Raw genomic sequence first — 15,518 nt, forward strand, 5'->3', positions numbered from 1 at the left:
CCGTGGAAAGCAGTCCATCCGGATCAGGTGAAATATCATATTTCATCTCTCCGGATTTTAGCGGAAGTTTGTGCAAACTTGACAAATGCAAAAGCAAACACTAACTTCCCCGGCTTTACAGAGAATATGTGTTTCTCTGAAGGCTCTCGTTAATAACTAGCTATCTGAGAATGGTTCGAGTCAAAATGAAAATTATCGTTACTGGCAAACAAATGGACATCGGCGAAAGCCTGAAATCTTATGTGGAAGGCCATATAGACGGGATTGTTGATAAATATTTTGATCATTCAATCGACGGAACTGTAACGATGTCCAAGAATGCTCATCTGCATCGCGCGGATTGTAGTGTTCATCTCGGTCATGGCGTTCATTTGCAAACCCATGCCGAAGAAAAGGACATATATGCCGCGTTCGACGCTGCCGCAGAAAAAATGGAAAAACGACTGCGCCGCTATAAACGTAGGCTGACCAACCATCATAAAGAGCGTTCAAATGGCAAGGATCAACTGCCGGCCCAATATAATATCTTGGCCGCCGAAGACGATTCCATTGATGAACCTCAGGAAGACCTGCAGCCAGCCATCGTGGCCGAAATGCAGCTTGATATACCGGAAGTATCCGTTAGTGATGCTGTCATGCGGCTTGATCTCGGGGAATTACAAACCCTGATGTTCCGCAACAGTTCACATGGCGGCCTCAATGTGGTCTACCGCCGGATCGATGGCAACATCGGCTGGATAGACCCGAAAGTAACTTAACAACAGAAAAGTGTCCGTATGGAGATTACTGATCTCATAAATCTGGAGTCAATCGTTCCAGACCTGAAGGCGTCCAGCAAGAAACAAGTCTTGCAGGAACTCGCCCATCATGCAGAAAAGGTTGTGCCAAAAGGTCATCATGAAATTTTGGACGTCCTGCTGGAAAGAGAACGACTGGGCACCACCGGTGTTGGCCATGGGGTTGCTATTCCCCATGGCAAATTCACCGACCTGGACCGGCCTTACGGCCTGTTCGCCCGTCTGGAACATCCTGTGGATTTCGATTCCCTTGATGATCAGCCGGTCGATCTTCTCTTTTTGCTGCTGGTGCCGGAAACCGCAGGGGCCGACCATCTCAAGGCCTTGGCGAAAGTATCCCGCACATTACGGGATAAAGCCGTCTGCGACAAAATCCGGGGTTCAGAAAGCGGCGATGCCATCTATGCCATACTGACATCAAGCTCCTCTTCTAGCCACGCGGCCTGATCAGAGCTGTTATTTTAAAACATAAAAAAAGCCTCCTGAACATTTCAGGAGGCTTTTTCTTGTTCTATCAAAAACCTTTACGCGCCGTCGTCAGGTGTTTCTGGCGTTTCTGGAGTTTCTGTCATTTCTGGTGCTTCTGGCGTTTTACCGGAATAAACCTTGCGGCGGAATTCTTCTGCTTTTTCAACATCTTCTTCCGGAACGCTGCCTTCCTGTACTTCAGGCACCCGCACCCAACAATCCGTGCCCAGGGCCAGAATCTTGCGACAGGCTTCCTCGGCTTCGGCCATGCTGGTCAAAGGACCGGCATTCAGGCGATAATAAAAGCCATGCGGACCCCCGGGATATTTCGCTTCGCCCAGGTCAATTTCAGACCGGCGCGGTTCCAGATCACCGATGATATCGGCATATTTCTCTTTCAGCTTTTCCCAGCCCGGCATCAATTCGGACTTTTTACGATAGGCGGCAATCTGTAACGCCCACCCTTGTGGTCCCAACAGCGGCGGTACATTTTCCTCAACAGCTTCTGGTTCTGGCTCCGGTTCGACAATCGCCATCGGCTCCGGCGGCACTTCGACCAGACGCGCGACAGTAACCTGTTTCACCCGGCTGGTGTCGTCATAAACTTCATTGGCCGGCTCGGCAGTATCTGTCTTCGGATTGGTGGATTGACGCACCACGGCATCAAAGCGTTCTTCCGCCGGCAGGCTGGCAAGAATGCGGAAATACCCAAGGTTTTCATTGGTCAGATCCGGACCGTTATCAATCGCCAGCAAGCGGGATGACATCATCTCGTTGCCGCTCAACGCATAAGCCATCGCCAGATTCTGCCGGTGACTGGCGCCGGCATCTTTATGCTGCGCCGCCTGTTTCAAAACATCAATCGCCTGATCATGACGGGATTGCAACGCCAGTGACAGACCGTAATTGTTGAGCAGTTTCAGGTTATCTGGATCAATGCTTAGACCGTCCTTATAAACTTCCGATGCGGCCTGTGCATGCCCCTGCAGTTCCAGCGCCACGGCAAGACTGCTGATCGCTTCCACGTCACGGGGGTCCAGAGACACGGCATCATGTAGCAATGGCACGGCCAGGGTTGGCCGACCCAGAGTAATATAGGTGCTGCCCAGACCTTTCAGGGCCGCCAGATTTTTTTCATTGCGGGACAGGGCTGATTGATAGACCTTTTCCGCTTCCTGATACTGACCGACAGCCCGCAGGGAATCACCCAGCCCTACTAACGGGTCAGAGGCAAAAGGATGCCATTTGATCGCCCGGCGATATAAAGGAATGGCCGCCGCATGGTCTCCCTGTGCCGCCATTTCGCTGGCCAGAGCCATAAAGCTGCTCTCTGTCGTGGTCGATTGCGTTGAACGCGCGACCTGAACGCTGACACTTTTATCGGCCGCCTGGTTATAATCGCCCCCTGTTCCGGAACAGGCCAGCAATACTGCCGGCATGGCCACAGAAGCCAGAATTTTGGCGATATTCGCTCGACGCGGCTTTTCACAAAATATCATAATTTTCTCTTTGTTTTCTTGTATCATCATACACTCCTGTATCAGGCTTGCTCGTTCAGACCAAGGCTCCCTACTCCCTCGTCTAAATGAAAAACCTATCATTGTTGTGATACTCTACTTTCCAGTGGAAGGGAATCCCCCATCTCGTCGAGATAGAGTTCCAACGCCTCACTGAGAATAACCTGACAGCTTTTCCGGGTATGCGCCGAAAAAAGCCGCAATTTCAAATGACTGTCTTCGTCCATGCGTAATGTCATGGCAATCCGCTTCTGGCGCGCGACATCCGCTTCTGATTCTGCGAACTTTGGCTTTTGCGTCACTGCCATCTTGCGCTTACGCGTCGGGGCCGCCCGTCTGGAAGTCGGAACCTGAGCTACAGGCTCTGGGGCTGACCGCTGATTCTGTCGGTTGGTGACCTCCTGAACCGTCTCTATCGCATGCTCAAGCGGGGCCCGCTTTGCCTCATCAGGCAACGTCGGTTCCGCCGTCCCATCTGCAACATGGGAAAATCTGTTGATGGCTGGCTGGTGTAACGACAACGTCGCGGAAGACGGGGCCGCGGCCCCTTTACGGGCCAATAACGCGCCGGTTAAACGGGATACTTGTTTTTTGTTACTGTCTTTTGTCATGATTTACGCCTGTACTTGCTTGCGTCCAAAACCAGCCCGCGGGTTGGTCGCTTTCGTCTGAACGGCCTGATGCTGGAAAACGGTTCTTCTGAAGTTTTTCTCTAAACGGTCCCCAATATATTCCCAAAGACTTTCAATTTCTTTCGCGGAACGTCCTTTCGGATTAACTTCCATCACCGTACGGCCATCAATCATGGCAGACGCATATTCTGTCCGGTGATGCAGGGTAATCGGCGCCACTGTGCCATGCTGGGACAGGGCGATCGCCGCATCGGACGTAATCCGGGCGCGGGGTGTTGCTCCATTGACGACAAACATAAACGGTTTATCCGTCCGGTCTGCCAGTTCGACCGTTCCCCCGGCTGCGCGCAGATCATGAGGACTGGGCCGGGTCGGAATAACAATAAGGTCTGAAACCGCGATCACACTTTGAATCGCCAGGGTAATCGCTGGCGGCGTATCAATCACAGCCAGTTTGAACCCCTGCTCCCGCAGTTCGTCCAGATCAGTCAGTAACCGGGACACATTGGTCTGGGCGAAGGCCGGTGTCGGCGCCTCCCGCTCGTTCCACCATTCTGTCAGACTGCCCTGAGGGTCCGTGTCCACCAGAACTACAGGCCCTTCACCGGCGAGTTCTGCCTGAACGGCGATATGGCCGCTCAACGTCGTCTTACCGGAGCCGCCTTTTTGTGAGGTAAATGCTACAACTCGCATATGTTTCAACCTTGTTCTATTTTTTAAAAGTTCTTCCGCATTCTGTGTTATTTTGACGGAGAACCATTTCAACAGGATGATTGTGCCTTCCAGGTCTTAAGAAATAGTAAAGTAAAGACGCATTTTTCTTTTCTAACACTTTGATAATCAATAGAATATTTATAAAATTTTCAGTATAGTGGGGCATATTTACATCCACAGAACCCCGGAAAATTAACTTTTCACCTGAAAAGGATGCCGTGAAGATGAAACATAACGTATTAAAAAGACATCTTATTTCCCTGGTCGGCGTTGCAGGCCTGACCGCCTTATATCCTGCTCCCGCTCTGGCCACTGTCGCGGACGGCGTCTACGCCTATCAGGTCGGTGATTATTCCCGCGCTCATGCGGAATGGCTGCCTTATGCGGCCCTCGGCAATGAAAACGCCCTTTATAACCTGGGGCAGCTTTATCGCATGGGGCGCGGGGTCGAACGAAATTATACCAAGGCGGAAAGCTATTATCTGCGCGCCGCCGAAAGCGGCCATGTGGGCGCGCAGCGCAATTTGGGCACCCTGTATTATTTTGGCCGTATCGGCGCAGTTGACCATAAAAAGGCCTTTTCCTGGCTGATCAAGGCCGCCAAGAACGGTGATCCTAAATCACAGCTTATGGTCGGCACCATGTATTATAATGGCGAAGCTGTCGAGAGAGATCCGGTAAAGGCCCATGCCTGGATTTCTCTGGCCGCCGGCCGGGGGCTTGGCGATGCCGAAAGCGCCTTGCAGACCTTGAATGGCGCCATGACGTCAGACCAGATCAGTCAATCCCAGGATTTAGCCCCGACATTAACCACGCTTCATCTTTCCCCTGACGATGTGGGCCTGATGGTCCAGCCGCCGACAGAAACGGAAACCCCAAAACCGCTGATACCTACGCAGACCACAGCCGCACCAGAGACAAAACAGGACGTCGCCCCGACGGAACCAGATGGCGCTGATCTCTATCGGGTACAGGTCGGATCCTATACATCGGAACAGGCGGCCGAAAAAGCCCGTGCAGACCTTGCCAATCGGCAGGCGGATATTTTGCAGGGTGTGGCCAGCAAGATTACCTATGCCGATATCACCGGAAAAGGGGTTTTCTATCGTCTGCAGCTCGCGCCCTTCCGGGACAGAACAAGCGCCGGACAATTGTGTCAGCAGTTAAAGGATGCCGGTCAGGGCTGCTATGTGGTTAAAACACCGCAGGACTAAAACAGGGGTGGTCATTAAGGCAGCGGCCGGAACGCAACCTCAACCAATCCCCGGACACTGTTGCCCAGATAAATGGCGTCAGCCTGTTCCAGGTCGTCAATCGTCAGGCTACAGGCCCGGATGTCCACCGTCGGATCATCAAACATCGCCTGTCTCAAAACCCCTGGCAACACGCCGTCTTCACAAGGCGGGGTATAATATACGCCGCCCCGCTGGACAAATACCGAATGATAACTGGCTTCCGTCAGGCGCCCCGCCTCATTGATAAACAGCACATCATAACTCCCATGCGCCTGCACATGACGGTCGCGTTCCACATCGTAAAAGGCCCGGTCTGTGGTTTTATGAAACAACATGGCATTGGCAGAATCCACCGGCCGGCCCGACAAGGTGACACAAGGCTTTGTTTTACGGTCAGGCGGCGGCAAGGGCGATGACGTCAGCGAAAAGGCGCCTTTAGACGACAACAGCAGCCGCACCTTCCATTTTTGCGCCGGGTCAAGGCAGGCCGCATGCGTCATAAGATCTTCACCAATGGCCTCGGGATAAATAAAATCAAAATAGGCAGCCGACTGCCGCAGACGGTCCAAATGACGGTCCAGATAGAGAAATCCTTCTGCCGCGTCCCACCCCAGTGTTTCAATAAGATCAAAGGGCGCAAAACGCCGACTGGCAAAATTGGCCTTCAACAGACATTCGTCATATTCCGCCGCCACTTGTGAATCAGCGACAATTGCACTGCCAATTCCCATTTCCCCCCGGCCCTCGCCATCAATGGTCATGGTCCGGATCGGCACACTGAAACAGCAATCGCCCTCAGGGGCCATATAGCCGATCGCGCCGGTATAGATGCCCCGGGGCGCAACTTCCAGTTCGTCAATAATTTCCATCGCCCTGATTTTTGGCGCGCCAGTGACCGACCCGCAGGGGAACAAGGCCTTCAGAATGGCTACGGGCGTCATATCGGGCCCGACCTTCGCCTCTATATGTGATGTCATCTGAAACAGGGTGCGGTATTTCTCTACATCATAAAGACTGTTGACCTTGACCGACCCCGGCAGGGCAATACGTGACAGGTCATTGCGCAACAGATCAACAATCATCAGATTTTCCGCGCGGCTTTTGTCATCCTGTTGCATGGCGTCTGCATAAACCCGATCTTCCGCGACGGTGCGACCCCGCCCGCAAGTCCCTTTCATCGGACGGGTTGTCACCTGTTCGCCCCGCTTGTCAAAAAAAAGTTCCGGGCTCAGCGACAGGATGCTGTAGTCTTCCATCGTGATAAATGCGCCATATTCGACCTTCTGGGCCCGGCGCAGGGCGGCATAGTAACTCGCGGCGCTGCCCTCAAAATCGAACTGGGATTTCAGGGTATAATTGACCTGATAGATATCGCCCGCCGCCAGATAGGATTTTATTCGCCCCACCGCATCTTCATACGCGCTGCGGGAAATATTCAGGCGGTTATGGCTGATGTCATACGTTCCGGCCGCGGCCTGCGCCGCCCAATAGACATCACTTTCCGCCGCAGTTAAAAACTGACGCGCCTCAAAAACCCCGAAACACAGGAACGGCGCCGGATAGGTGGCCTTGCACAAGGGCTGCAGTTTTTTCTCCAGATAAAGTCCCGCCTCATAACTGATCCAGCCGGCAACATAGCGACCTTCCGCCAGATGTTGATCAACAGCGTCAAGCGCAGCGTCAATTTCAGAAACCGTTTCGGCAAGAATAACTGCGCTCGGGTCGCGAAACACATAAGCGCCGCACCGACCACCCTCTTCTTTATTGGCATCGAGATAAACAGAAAAATCCAGTTTGGCGTGCGCCATCATGCCATATAAACCTTTTTATCCAGAAGCATAAAACTCCGTTCCTCAACCTCACCAATATTTCCTCTTTACATACCATCTGTCGACCAAAAACAATATTGATTTATGGTTTCTCATTATATTCTTCCCTTTCTCGCCACATACAATCTCAGCTCTGAAAACTATTTATTGGCATATGCATCGAAATTATGTTATTTCTCTTGCTTATTGAAATAAGAATTATTTTCAACTAGTTGTAGTATATAAATCAGGCAGAATATAATAGTATCATGAACAATAAAAACGTGACCAAACTTAATGAAAAACAACGCGTTACCCCTACTTCCAAAGTCGAAAAAGCCGTACACCACCTGATCACAGGCATTCATGCCGGACATTACGCCCCTGGCCAACGTCTGGTTGAATCAGATCTGACTCAGGAAATCGGAATCAGTCGGGGGCCCCTGCGCGAAGCCTTAAAAATCCTCGCCGCGAAAGACATGCTGGACCTTGCCCCCAACCGCGGCGCCCGCATCAAGCGCCTGCAGCGGGAAGACCTTCACCAGAGATTTCAATTACTGGAAACCCTGGGTACCCTCGCCATAGAAGGCCTTCCGGACCAAGACAAAAAAACTCTTCAGCAAAATGCCCCCTACCCCCTCCAGACAGAAAAAACAAATGTGTCCCTGACTTCGGATCATTCCCCGACAATTCTGGCGCTGGTGGTCAATTATTATTGTCATCTTGCCCATCTGGGACAAAACAGCCTTCTGGCAGATTATATTTTCAAGCTTAATCTAACCTATTTCGCGCCCCATATTATGCGCACGCTTGATGTTAATGTGGATATTCTGGAAAAACAATTCAGCAAGGTAAAGGCCGCGATCCTGCAGGCCGACACCCTGACCGCGCAGAAAGCCCATCAGAACTGGTGCCGTCAGGTTCTGGAAGCCACTCATCTCTTGCCCGCCAGTACATCCAAACAAGGGGCCTTCTAGTCCAAAACAGATTACAGCAAGGCGACATGGCCCTGCGGATCGGTCAGCCGCACATGGGTTCCGGAAAAGGATTTCAAACAGGTTTTGATGTCTGGTTCTGATAAAGAGCAGAAAGCGGTCGAGAGAGCGTCGGCGGTTGTCGCCTCCGGCGCGGTCACAGTGACAGATGCGTAGCGGGAGGGGCTCAGTCCCGTACGTGGATCAAGCAGATGATGATAATCGCCTTGTGCGTCGAATATATCACCGCCGCCGGACGACGTCGCCACCGCCCCGCCCCGCATTTCCAGAACATCCGCCAAACCGCCCGGCCGGAAGGGGTCTGCAAGCCCGATACGCCAGGGCGCGCCCCCCGCCTGCGGGCCGAGCGCCCGATATTCTCCCATATCAACCAGAACTTCCGTCAAACCTTCCTGCGCCAGATAGGCCGACACCTGATCCGTGACATAACCTTGGGCAATGCCATTCAGGGTCGCCGCCATACCGGGGCGGGCAAAGGCGATCTTATCCGCCGTGACCAGCAAGCCATCATATCCAATGTGACGCCGCACGGTTGCAAGATCCGCCGCTGACAGATCCGACACTGTCTTCCGCCCCGCCGTAAAATGGTTTTTGTAAAACTGCCACAAAGGTTGAACCGTAATATCAAATGCGCCCTGGGTCGCATGACTGACCTGTTGCGCCGTCCGCAGCAAATCCAGGAAGGGCACAGCGGGTTTCAACAGCATCCCGGTGGTATTTAACTGATTAAGCAGTGAGTCGGTCCGGTAGAGGCTAAACAACCCTTCCATTTCACGAAGAAGACCAACGGCATTATCAATGATCCGGTCAGCCTGAGATTTATCAGCATGATAAATTTGCAAAGACACATCGGCCCCCAAGGCCTGACCATGCCAAAGGTGAAGCGAAGACGCAGACCCGGCCCAGGCCCCCGATGCCCCGGCAAGGCTTGCGCCGCAAGACATTAGCCCCCCGGCCGCCATAAGACGGATCACCCGCCGTCGCGTCATTGTTGTCACCGCCTGACTCTCCTTCTTCTGAATGCCCCTCTAAATTCCGGGCTACATCAGAATAACCAAATATTTCCAGCAGTATTATCTTTTTACTATTGATAATGCAAATCATTAATGTTAGATCACATCCTTGTTACATTGTAAGTAACAATGATTATTAATTTCATATCGAAAGTTCAATGTCGTCCCCTACACCCGATGAAACACCGGGCGACTTGAAAAGAGGAAATAGAATGACCCGGAAACTTCTGAAAACTACTGCTTCCGCCCTGGCAATCACCTTCGCCTTTTCCGCCACGGGCGCTTTGGCCCAGGATATGCCATCCAAAGAAGAGATGTGGAAAATGATCCAGCAACAGCAAGAGCAGATCAAGAAGCTCGAAGCGATTGTTGGCGTGACCACCCAGAAAGTAGAAGAAACTGCCGTTAAAGTCGCCGAGACAGAGAAGAAAGTCGAAGCCACAGGCGCGGCGCTTGATAATGTCGCCGTCACAGCTTCTGCCGGCAGCAGCAACGCCACCACCATTGGCGGCTATGCTGAACTGCATTATAACGGCGGCGATGCCGACCAGATCGACCTGCACCGCTTTGTGTTGTTCCTCGGCCATGAATTCAACGACAACATTCGCTTCTTCAGTGAACTGGAAGTCGAACATTCCATCGCCGGTGAAGGCCAGGTTGGGGAAGTCGAGCTTGAACAGGCCTATGTGGAAATGGATCTCAATGAAAACACCCGTGTATCTGTTGGGCAGATCCTGATCCCGGTTGGCATTCTTAATGAAACCCACGAGCCCCCCACATTCTATGGTGTCGAACGCAATAATGTTGAAAAAAACATCGTGCCCGCGACCTGGTGGGAAGCCGGTGTAAAACTGAGCGGCAACCTGACCGAAAGCTTCAGCTATGACCTGATGATGCATTCCGGTCTGGATACCACGGGCAAGGATTACAAGATCCGCAGCGGTCGTCAAAAAGTTGGTAAAGCGCCATGGAAAAACACAGCCTTCACCGCCCGCGCTTCCTGGCAGGCCATGCCTGGTGTCGAGTTCGCCGGTACGTTCCAGTATCAGGACGACATCACCCAGAGCGGCGGTTTGGATCAATCCGCGTCTGCGACCCTGTTTGAAGCCCACGCCAATGTGGAACGCGCCGTGAGTGACAATGGTACGTTCGGTCTGCGCGCCCTGTTTGCCCAGTGGAATGTCAATGCCGATCAGGCTGACCTTCTGGGCCGGGATACCCAACGCGGCTGGTATATCGAGCCCTCCTACAAAATCACTCTGGATGACCAGAATGCCGTTGGTTTCTTCGCCCGCTACAGCGTCTGGGATAATGAAGCCGGTGACAGCATCGACAGCGCCTACAAGCAGACCAATTTTGGTGTGAACTACTGGCCACATAAAAATGTCGTGCTGAAAATGGATTACCAGATCGACAGCTTTGCAAGCGAATCCAAGGAAGACAACCGCCTGAATCTGGGTGTTGGACTTTACTTCTAGGGGATATAAGACCCAAGCATATTTCATCTTATTGAACGGGCCGCTCTTCGGAGCGGTTCTTTTTTATGTTTTTGCGACTGATTTTTACTTTTAAATAGAAACTGGCCAGTAAAAATGCTAGATAATGCCTGATATAAGTGGATGTGATCAATGCGTGGTATAACCGGACTTCTATATTTTCTGATCCTGCTCACCCCTTCCCTCTGGGCAGGCGCGGCGGTCACGGAAGAAACCTATCTCAAGACCGATGATTATATTACTGCGGCCCTTGGTCAAAAACCTGAAAAGCCGGGTATCCTGTGGGTGACCGGCGACATGCGGCTAACGGTGGAAAAAATTCTGGACCGCAAAACCTTCCCGCTGCGCTATCGTTACTGGCGCAACGGAAACCGGACGGTATGGATTCTCAATGAAATTGGCAAGGTTTTGCCGATCACAACCGGCATCACCGTAGAAAACGAAAAAATCATTGATCTGACGGTCCTCACCTACCGGGAAAGCCATGGATCGGAAATTCGTTTTCCCGCCTATAGCAATCAGTTCAATGATGTCACCCTGAAAGATAACCTGCGGCTGTCCAAACCTATAAATGGCATTTCCGGCGCGACCCTGTCGACCAACGCCATGAAAAAAGTCAGCCGCCTGGCGCTCTACCTTCACCATAAGCTCATGGAAGAAAATGGCTCAACAACCGCAAAATAACCGCAATGGGCGGCAGAAAACCATCCGCCGCTGGCATCGTCGGGTCGGCTATGTGTCGCTGCTGCTGGTTATGATTCTAAGCATAACCGGTCTGATTCTTAACCGCACGGAAAAGCTCGGCCTTGACCAGATCACCATCCAGAATAAGGTTATCTCCGCATTATACGGTCTGGCCCCGGATGCCCCCGCGGTTCATTTTCCTCTGGACGGCCATTGGGTCAGCTGGCTGGACGGACGTTTATATTACGACAACAAGCTGATCGCGCAAAACAGTCCCCGCCCCCGGGGAGCAATACAATTGCAGGAAATATTCGCCGTCGCCGCAACAGACCGCCTGTCGCTTTACCTGATGGATGGCAGCCTGGTGGAAACCCTTGATCAGGCCGCTCTGCCCGGCCCCATCACGCGCCTCGGCCATAGTAAGGATCACCACCTGATTATCGACAGTCAGGGTACCTATTATAATAGCCCCGACGATTTCCTCAGCTGGACGCGTCGGGAAGACCCTACGGACTTCACCCCGTCCGAACAGGCCCCGGCCCCGGCCCCTATCGTTGAGGCTGTCCTGCGGGACTATCAAGGTCAGGGTATTTCTCTTTATAAAATTATTCTTGATCTGCATTCCGGCCATATATTCGGCGCCTATGGGCCATATCTTATGGACTTGGCCGCGATAAGCCTTATATTCCTAGGCATTACCGGATTAATGAAACGCAGACAAAACGGCAAGAACAAGCGCCGCAACGAAAAATGAGGAATATAGTGTGACGTTATTGCAGATTATCGTACTGGCTATTGTCCAGGGCATTACCGAATTCCTCCCCATCAGTTCTTCCGGCCATCTGATCCTTGTTCCTGCCCTGACAGACTGGCCTGACCAGGGGCTGCTGATGGATGTCGGGGTCCATGTCGGGACTCTCGCCGCCGTATTAGTGTACTTCCGTCAGGATGTCGCCACCCTGATCCGGGGCTTTTGGCATCTTGTCACCTTCAACAAGGACGCCTCGCCGCAAAACCGCCGCCTGATGCTGGCCCTGATCCTGTCAACCATTCCGGTGGTGGTGATCGGCGGCATCGTCTCTAAAATGGGCTGGAATGACACCTGGCGCACCATCGAAATTATCGGCTGGACCAGCATCATCTTTGGCCTGCTGCTTTATGTGCTCGACAAGACCTGTGCAGTGAACAAAGTGATCGCCGACATGCGCTATGGGCAGGCCCTGATCATTGGCCTTGCACAGGTGCTGGCAATCATTCCAGGGACCAGCCGTTCGGGCATCACCATGACGGCCGCACGCGGACTGGGATTTACCCGTACAGAAGCCGCCCGTTTTTCCATGCTGATGTCGATCCCGACAATTCTGGCTGCCGGCACCATCGAAGGTCTGAAACTTTTCGAGTCCGGTGACATGGCCTTGAGCACCGATATTCTCCTCGGCGCGGGCTTGTCATTCATTACGGCCCTGATCGCCATAGCAGGATTAATGACCTGGCTGCAAAAATCCAGCATGACACCCTTTGTCATTTACCGGGTAATTCTCGGGATTGGATTATTAGGGCTGGTTTACGGCTAAGCTGAGTAAATCAGCTATAAAAATGAACTGAACATATGATGATATTTACAACCTTGTCGTCATTCGACAAGGGCAGGCTCACTGTTGAATAGCTTTTGAAATCATCTGTTTCAAAGGGAAAGGGCCCTTTCCAGAAGTATGGCTGCCGCGTTTCCACCAGAGCCGTCATTCGTTTAATAATGCCGCCGGTAAAGGAAAATTCGTCCAGACGTCTGTCGGTTGCTTCCAGTTGAAAGGCCCGCACCAGATCAGTACCGAACAGCCGCGCCTTGAACCCGACAGGGTCCCCATGCAATACGTCCGCCATCCAGATAGACGAGAGCAAATGAGGAATATCCATTGGATTAATGTCTTTGCGGGACGGCATTGACGATTCCCCCCGGACCTTAAGCCAATATGCATAAAGTTCTCTCTGCTTTTCGCAGGTAAAACTGGTGGGGTCCAGGTGTGTCATATGGCTTCGTACAAATCCTTTAGGTGCCTTAACAGTAAATCAATATTGTACTACAGAGAGCGCATTCTACGCATTCACCGTATAGAGTCAAACCCTCAAATTAGTCAGGTACAATATTTATAACATTGCCGTATATTCCCGCCCTCTATTCCGACCGCCAAACCTCAGCAAAACCGACAGTCCCGCTCTGAAAGATAAAAAAAAGCCGATCCACAAAGGATCGGCTTTTAAAAAATGATACTGCGTTTTACAGACGGCCCTCATTGATATAGACAATCGCCTTGCCGAACGCCGTGGGATCATCCACGTCAAGCCACAGACGACCCTCGATATCAAAAGTCCGCGCCTTGTCCCAACTGCCCAGCACATTCATCGCTCCGGAAATGCTGTCATCGCCTTCCCGGCCGCTTTGTTCCAGCGCCTCGAACATCTTGGGGGTGCAATAAAAAATCCCGGTATCAAAAGCGTTATAACCCTTGATCACCTTGCCGATATTTTCAATCCGCGACCGGGTGCAGCTGACCCGGGTTACATCTTCAATATCCACAACAGGATTTTCAATATTATAATCGACGCACAGGGTTACTGTATCGTCTTCATGATCATGCGCCAGAAGAGACTTAATGATTTCCGGATCAAACAGATGATCACACATGGTCAGAATGAAAGGACCTTCAATAACCTCTTTGGCTTTCAACACGGAAATGCCGTTGGGCCGTTCCCAGTCCTCATTGATGATGTGGGTAATCTTGATATTTTCACGTTCGGCCAGCATGTCCAGGAAACCCCGAACCTTGGTGCCGCGATATCCGCTGGTGACATAAAAGTCATCCACGCCCCCGGCCCGGAGATTTTTGATCACCCGTTCAATGATCGGCACACCGTCAAGCTCGATCAGGGGCTTGATTTCCCCTTTCTCGCGCATTCTGGTGCCTTGTCCGGCCGCCGCAATTAAACATTTCATCGGAAAATACCTTTTACCTTAACTTCACTACAGTCTTATTCAGCAGCATTCAGAGCACTTACGCGGGTCGCGATGAACTCTTCTGTCATTTCATAAGCCTGATCGTCGGTATATTGAACCGGAGGATGTTTACAGAAATATGCAGACGCCCCATGCAGGATGCCGCCTTCCCCGTTCAACAACGCCAGTTTACAGCAGCGGATCATGTCGATCGCCACACCGGCGGAGTTTGGAGAATCTTCAACGCTCAACCGCAGTTCAATATTCATCGGCACGCCACCGAACAGATCACCTTCCATGCGCAGGAAACAAAGCTTGTTGTCATTCTGCCACGGAATATAATCTGAAGGGCCGATGTGGATATTCTCATCGCTCAGACGCTTGCCGGCTACGGACTGAACGGCTTCTGTTTTAGAGATTTTCTTGGATTCCAGACGATCCTGGTTTTTCATGTTCAGGAAGTCTGTGTTCCCGCCAGTGTTCAGCTGATACGTCCGTTCCAGAACCACACCACGCTTGGCGAACAGGTCTGTCAGGGTCCGGTGGGTGATGGTCGCGCCGAGCTGGGCTTTAATGTCATCGCCGACGATCGGCAGGTTTTTCTCTTTAAAGCGATCGGCCCATTCCGGGTTGGACGCGATAAAGACCGGCATGTTGTTGATAAAGGCAACGCCCGCTTCCAACGCACATTCGGCGTAGAATTTAGCCGCGGCTTCAGACCCAACCGGCATATAGTTGGTGAGAATTTCCGCACCGCTTTCTTTCAATTCGCGCACGATGTCTTCTTTGGTGGCGGAAGCTGTGCCATCAAGCAGGAATGTCCGGTCATCATCATAATTGGCCATATGTTCGGATACGCCGTCAAGGATGTTGCCCATTTTGACAATGGTGCCGCTTTTCGGCAGGTCAGCACAGAAAACAGTTGTACAGTTCGGCTTTTCAAAGATCGCTTCATTGACGTCTTTACCGACTTTGCGTTTGTCCACGTCAAAAGCCGCAACCACTTCGATATCGCTCGGACGATAACCGCCGACTTCCAGATGCATCAGACCCGGAACGACAGTGGCATCACCGGTGCGCTCTGGTGTGTAATAGTAAAGCCCCTGGATGAGAGAGCTCGCACAGTTCCCGATACCGGCAATCGCAATTTTGATTTTTGACATATTA

General features: G+C 52.0%; 16 protein-coding genes. 8 read left to right on the forward strand and 8 right to left on the reverse strand.

Going from position 1 to position 15,518, the window contains the following annotated elements; genetic code table 11:
• Positions 1-185: 185 nt before the first annotated feature.
• On the forward strand, positions 186-758 hold the full coding sequence (gene hpf, locus FIV45_RS13785; RefSeq protein WP_099475395.1) for a ribosome hibernation-promoting factor, HPF/YfiA family: 573 nt from the start codon (positions 186-188) through the stop codon (positions 756-758).
• A gap of 18 nt (positions 759-776) precedes the next feature.
• Positions 777-1,244: a PTS IIA-like nitrogen regulatory protein PtsN gene (gene ptsN, locus FIV45_RS13790; RefSeq protein WP_099475161.1), complete on the forward strand. Its 468-nt coding sequence runs from the start codon at positions 777-779 to the stop codon at positions 1,242-1,244.
• Between the two features lie 77 nt (positions 1,245-1,321).
• Here the strand turns inward: ptsN and FIV45_RS13795 are convergent, their stop codons facing one another.
• From FIV45_RS13795 to FIV45_RS13805, 3 genes are all read right to left on the reverse strand, one after another.
• Entirely contained in the window at positions 1,322-2,791 is a 1,470-nt protein-coding gene (locus FIV45_RS13795) for an SPOR domain-containing protein (RefSeq protein WP_181040081.1), read from the reverse strand.
• Positions 2,792-2,862: 71 nt separating this feature from the next.
• Entirely contained in the window at positions 2,863-3,393 is a 531-nt protein-coding gene (locus FIV45_RS13800; RefSeq protein ID WP_099475159.1) for a hypothetical protein, read from the reverse strand.
• 3 nt (positions 3,394-3,396) lie between these two features.
• Positions 3,397-4,107, reverse strand: a complete 711-nt coding sequence (locus FIV45_RS13805) for a ParA family protein (RefSeq protein WP_099475158.1) — start codon at positions 4,105-4,107, stop codon at positions 3,397-3,399.
• 245 nt (positions 4,108-4,352) lie between these two features.
• Here FIV45_RS13805 and FIV45_RS13810 point away from each other — a divergent pair, with 245 nt between their 5' ends.
• Positions 4,353-5,342 carry an SPOR domain-containing protein gene (locus tag FIV45_RS13810; RefSeq protein ID WP_099475157.1) on the forward strand — a complete coding sequence of 330 codons (990 nt, stop codon included), beginning with the start codon at positions 4,353-4,355 and terminating at the stop codon, positions 5,340-5,342.
• A gap of 14 nt (positions 5,343-5,356) precedes the next feature.
• On the opposite strand, the gene pabB is transcribed toward FIV45_RS13810, so the two are convergent.
• Complete coding sequence (gene pabB / locus FIV45_RS13815; protein WP_099475156.1) at positions 5,357-7,174, reverse strand: aminodeoxychorismate synthase component I; 1,818 nt, start codon at positions 7,172-7,174, stop codon at positions 5,357-5,359.
• A gap of 266 nt (positions 7,175-7,440) precedes the next feature.
• Here pabB and FIV45_RS13820 point away from each other — a divergent pair, with 266 nt between their 5' ends.
• Positions 7,441-8,148, forward strand: coding sequence for a GntR family transcriptional regulator (locus FIV45_RS13820; protein ID WP_099475155.1), 708 nt, complete (start codon positions 7,441-7,443; stop codon positions 8,146-8,148).
• An 11-nt stretch (positions 8,149-8,159) separates the two neighbouring features.
• Here the strand turns inward: FIV45_RS13820 and FIV45_RS13825 are convergent, their stop codons facing one another.
• The gene (locus FIV45_RS13825; RefSeq protein ID WP_099475154.1) at positions 8,160-9,155 is read right to left on the reverse strand and encodes an FAD:protein FMN transferase; all 996 of its coding nucleotides are present in this window, start codon (positions 9,153-9,155) and stop codon (positions 8,160-8,162) included.
• A gap of 236 nt (positions 9,156-9,391) precedes the next feature.
• On the opposite strand from FIV45_RS13825, the gene FIV45_RS13830 reads away from it, so the two are divergent.
• From FIV45_RS13830 to FIV45_RS13845, 4 genes are all read left to right on the forward strand, one after another.
• Positions 9,392-10,657, forward strand: coding sequence for a porin (locus tag FIV45_RS13830; protein ID WP_114365311.1), 1,266 nt, complete (start codon positions 9,392-9,394; stop codon positions 10,655-10,657).
• A gap of 150 nt (positions 10,658-10,807) precedes the next feature.
• Positions 10,808-11,359 carry an FMN-binding protein gene (locus FIV45_RS13835; protein ID WP_099475153.1) on the forward strand — a complete coding sequence of 184 codons (552 nt, stop codon included), beginning with the start codon at positions 10,808-10,810 and terminating at the stop codon, positions 11,357-11,359.
• Positions 11,337-12,113, forward strand: a complete 777-nt coding sequence (locus FIV45_RS13840; protein WP_099475152.1) for a PepSY domain-containing protein — start codon at positions 11,337-11,339, stop codon at positions 12,111-12,113. Before FIV45_RS13835 ends, FIV45_RS13840 begins: the two co-directional genes overlap by 23 nt.
• A 10-nt stretch (positions 12,114-12,123) precedes the next feature.
• A complete protein-coding gene (locus tag FIV45_RS13845) occupies positions 12,124-12,933 on the forward strand; it encodes an undecaprenyl-diphosphate phosphatase (protein WP_099475151.1) in 810 nt (269 codons plus the stop codon).
• 10 nt (positions 12,934-12,943) lie between these two features.
• Here FIV45_RS13845 and FIV45_RS13850 read toward each other — a convergent pair whose 3' ends face one another.
• The 3 genes from FIV45_RS13850 to FIV45_RS13860 form a co-directional block, all read right to left on the reverse strand.
• A complete protein-coding gene (locus FIV45_RS13850; protein WP_099475150.1) occupies positions 12,944-13,387 on the reverse strand; it encodes a PAS domain-containing protein in 444 nt (147 codons plus the stop codon).
• A 247-nt stretch (positions 13,388-13,634) separates the two neighbouring features.
• Positions 13,635-14,351: a phosphocholine cytidylyltransferase family protein gene (locus FIV45_RS13855; RefSeq protein ID WP_099475149.1), complete on the reverse strand. Its 717-nt coding sequence runs from the start codon at positions 14,349-14,351 to the stop codon at positions 13,635-13,637.
• A gap of 35 nt (positions 14,352-14,386) precedes the next feature.
• Positions 14,387-15,514, reverse strand: coding sequence for an inositol-3-phosphate synthase (locus FIV45_RS13860; RefSeq protein WP_099475148.1), 1,128 nt, complete (start codon positions 15,512-15,514; stop codon positions 14,387-14,389).
• Between the last annotated feature and the right edge of the window lie 4 nt (positions 15,515-15,518).

The sequence above is a fragment of the Paremcibacter congregatus genome (assembly GCF_006385135.1).
Classification (GTDB): Bacteria; Pseudomonadota; Alphaproteobacteria; order Sphingomonadales; family Emcibacteraceae; genus Paremcibacter; species Paremcibacter congregatus.

Coding starts and splice junctions, on each gene's coding strand:
- FIV45_RS13810 (WP_099475157.1), top strand. CDS start 4,353: ATGAAACATAACGTATTAAAAAGACATCTTATTTCCCTGGTCGGCGTT.
- FIV45_RS13825 (WP_099475154.1), bottom strand. CDS start 9,155: ATGACGCGACGGCGGGTGATCCGTCTTATGGCGGCCGGGGGGCTAATG.
- FIV45_RS13860 (WP_099475148.1), bottom strand. CDS start 15,514: ATGTCAAAAATCAAAATTGCGATTGCCGGTATCGGGAACTGTGCGAGC.
- FIV45_RS13840 (WP_099475152.1), top strand. CDS start 11,337: ATGGCTCAACAACCGCAAAATAACCGCAATGGGCGGCAGAAAACCATC.
- FIV45_RS13805 (WP_099475158.1), bottom strand. CDS start 4,107: ATGCGAGTTGTAGCATTTACCTCACAAAAAGGCGGCTCCGGTAAGACG.
- pabB (WP_099475156.1), bottom strand. CDS start 7,174: ATGATGGCGCACGCCAAACTGGATTTTTCTGTTTATCTCGATGCCAAT.
- FIV45_RS13795 (WP_181040081.1), bottom strand. CDS start 2,791: ATGATACAAGAAAACAAAGAGAAAATTATGATATTTTGTGAAAAGCCG.
- FIV45_RS13830 (WP_114365311.1), top strand. CDS start 9,392: ATGACCCGGAAACTTCTGAAAACTACTGCTTCCGCCCTGGCAATCACC.
- FIV45_RS13850 (WP_099475150.1), bottom strand. CDS start 13,387: ATGACACACCTGGACCCCACCAGTTTTACCTGCGAAAAGCAGAGAGAA.
- FIV45_RS13835 (WP_099475153.1), top strand. CDS start 10,808: ATGCGTGGTATAACCGGACTTCTATATTTTCTGATCCTGCTCACCCCT.
- FIV45_RS13800 (WP_099475159.1), bottom strand. CDS start 3,393: ATGACAAAAGACAGTAACAAAAAACAAGTATCCCGTTTAACCGGCGCG.
- hpf (WP_099475395.1), top strand. CDS start 186: ATGAAAATTATCGTTACTGGCAAACAAATGGACATCGGCGAAAGCCTG.
- FIV45_RS13820 (WP_099475155.1), top strand. CDS start 7,441: ATGAACAATAAAAACGTGACCAAACTTAATGAAAAACAACGCGTTACC.
- ptsN (WP_099475161.1), top strand. CDS start 777: ATGGAGATTACTGATCTCATAAATCTGGAGTCAATCGTTCCAGACCTG.
- FIV45_RS13855 (WP_099475149.1), bottom strand. CDS start 14,351: ATGAAATGTTTAATTGCGGCGGCCGGACAAGGCACCAGAATGCGCGAG.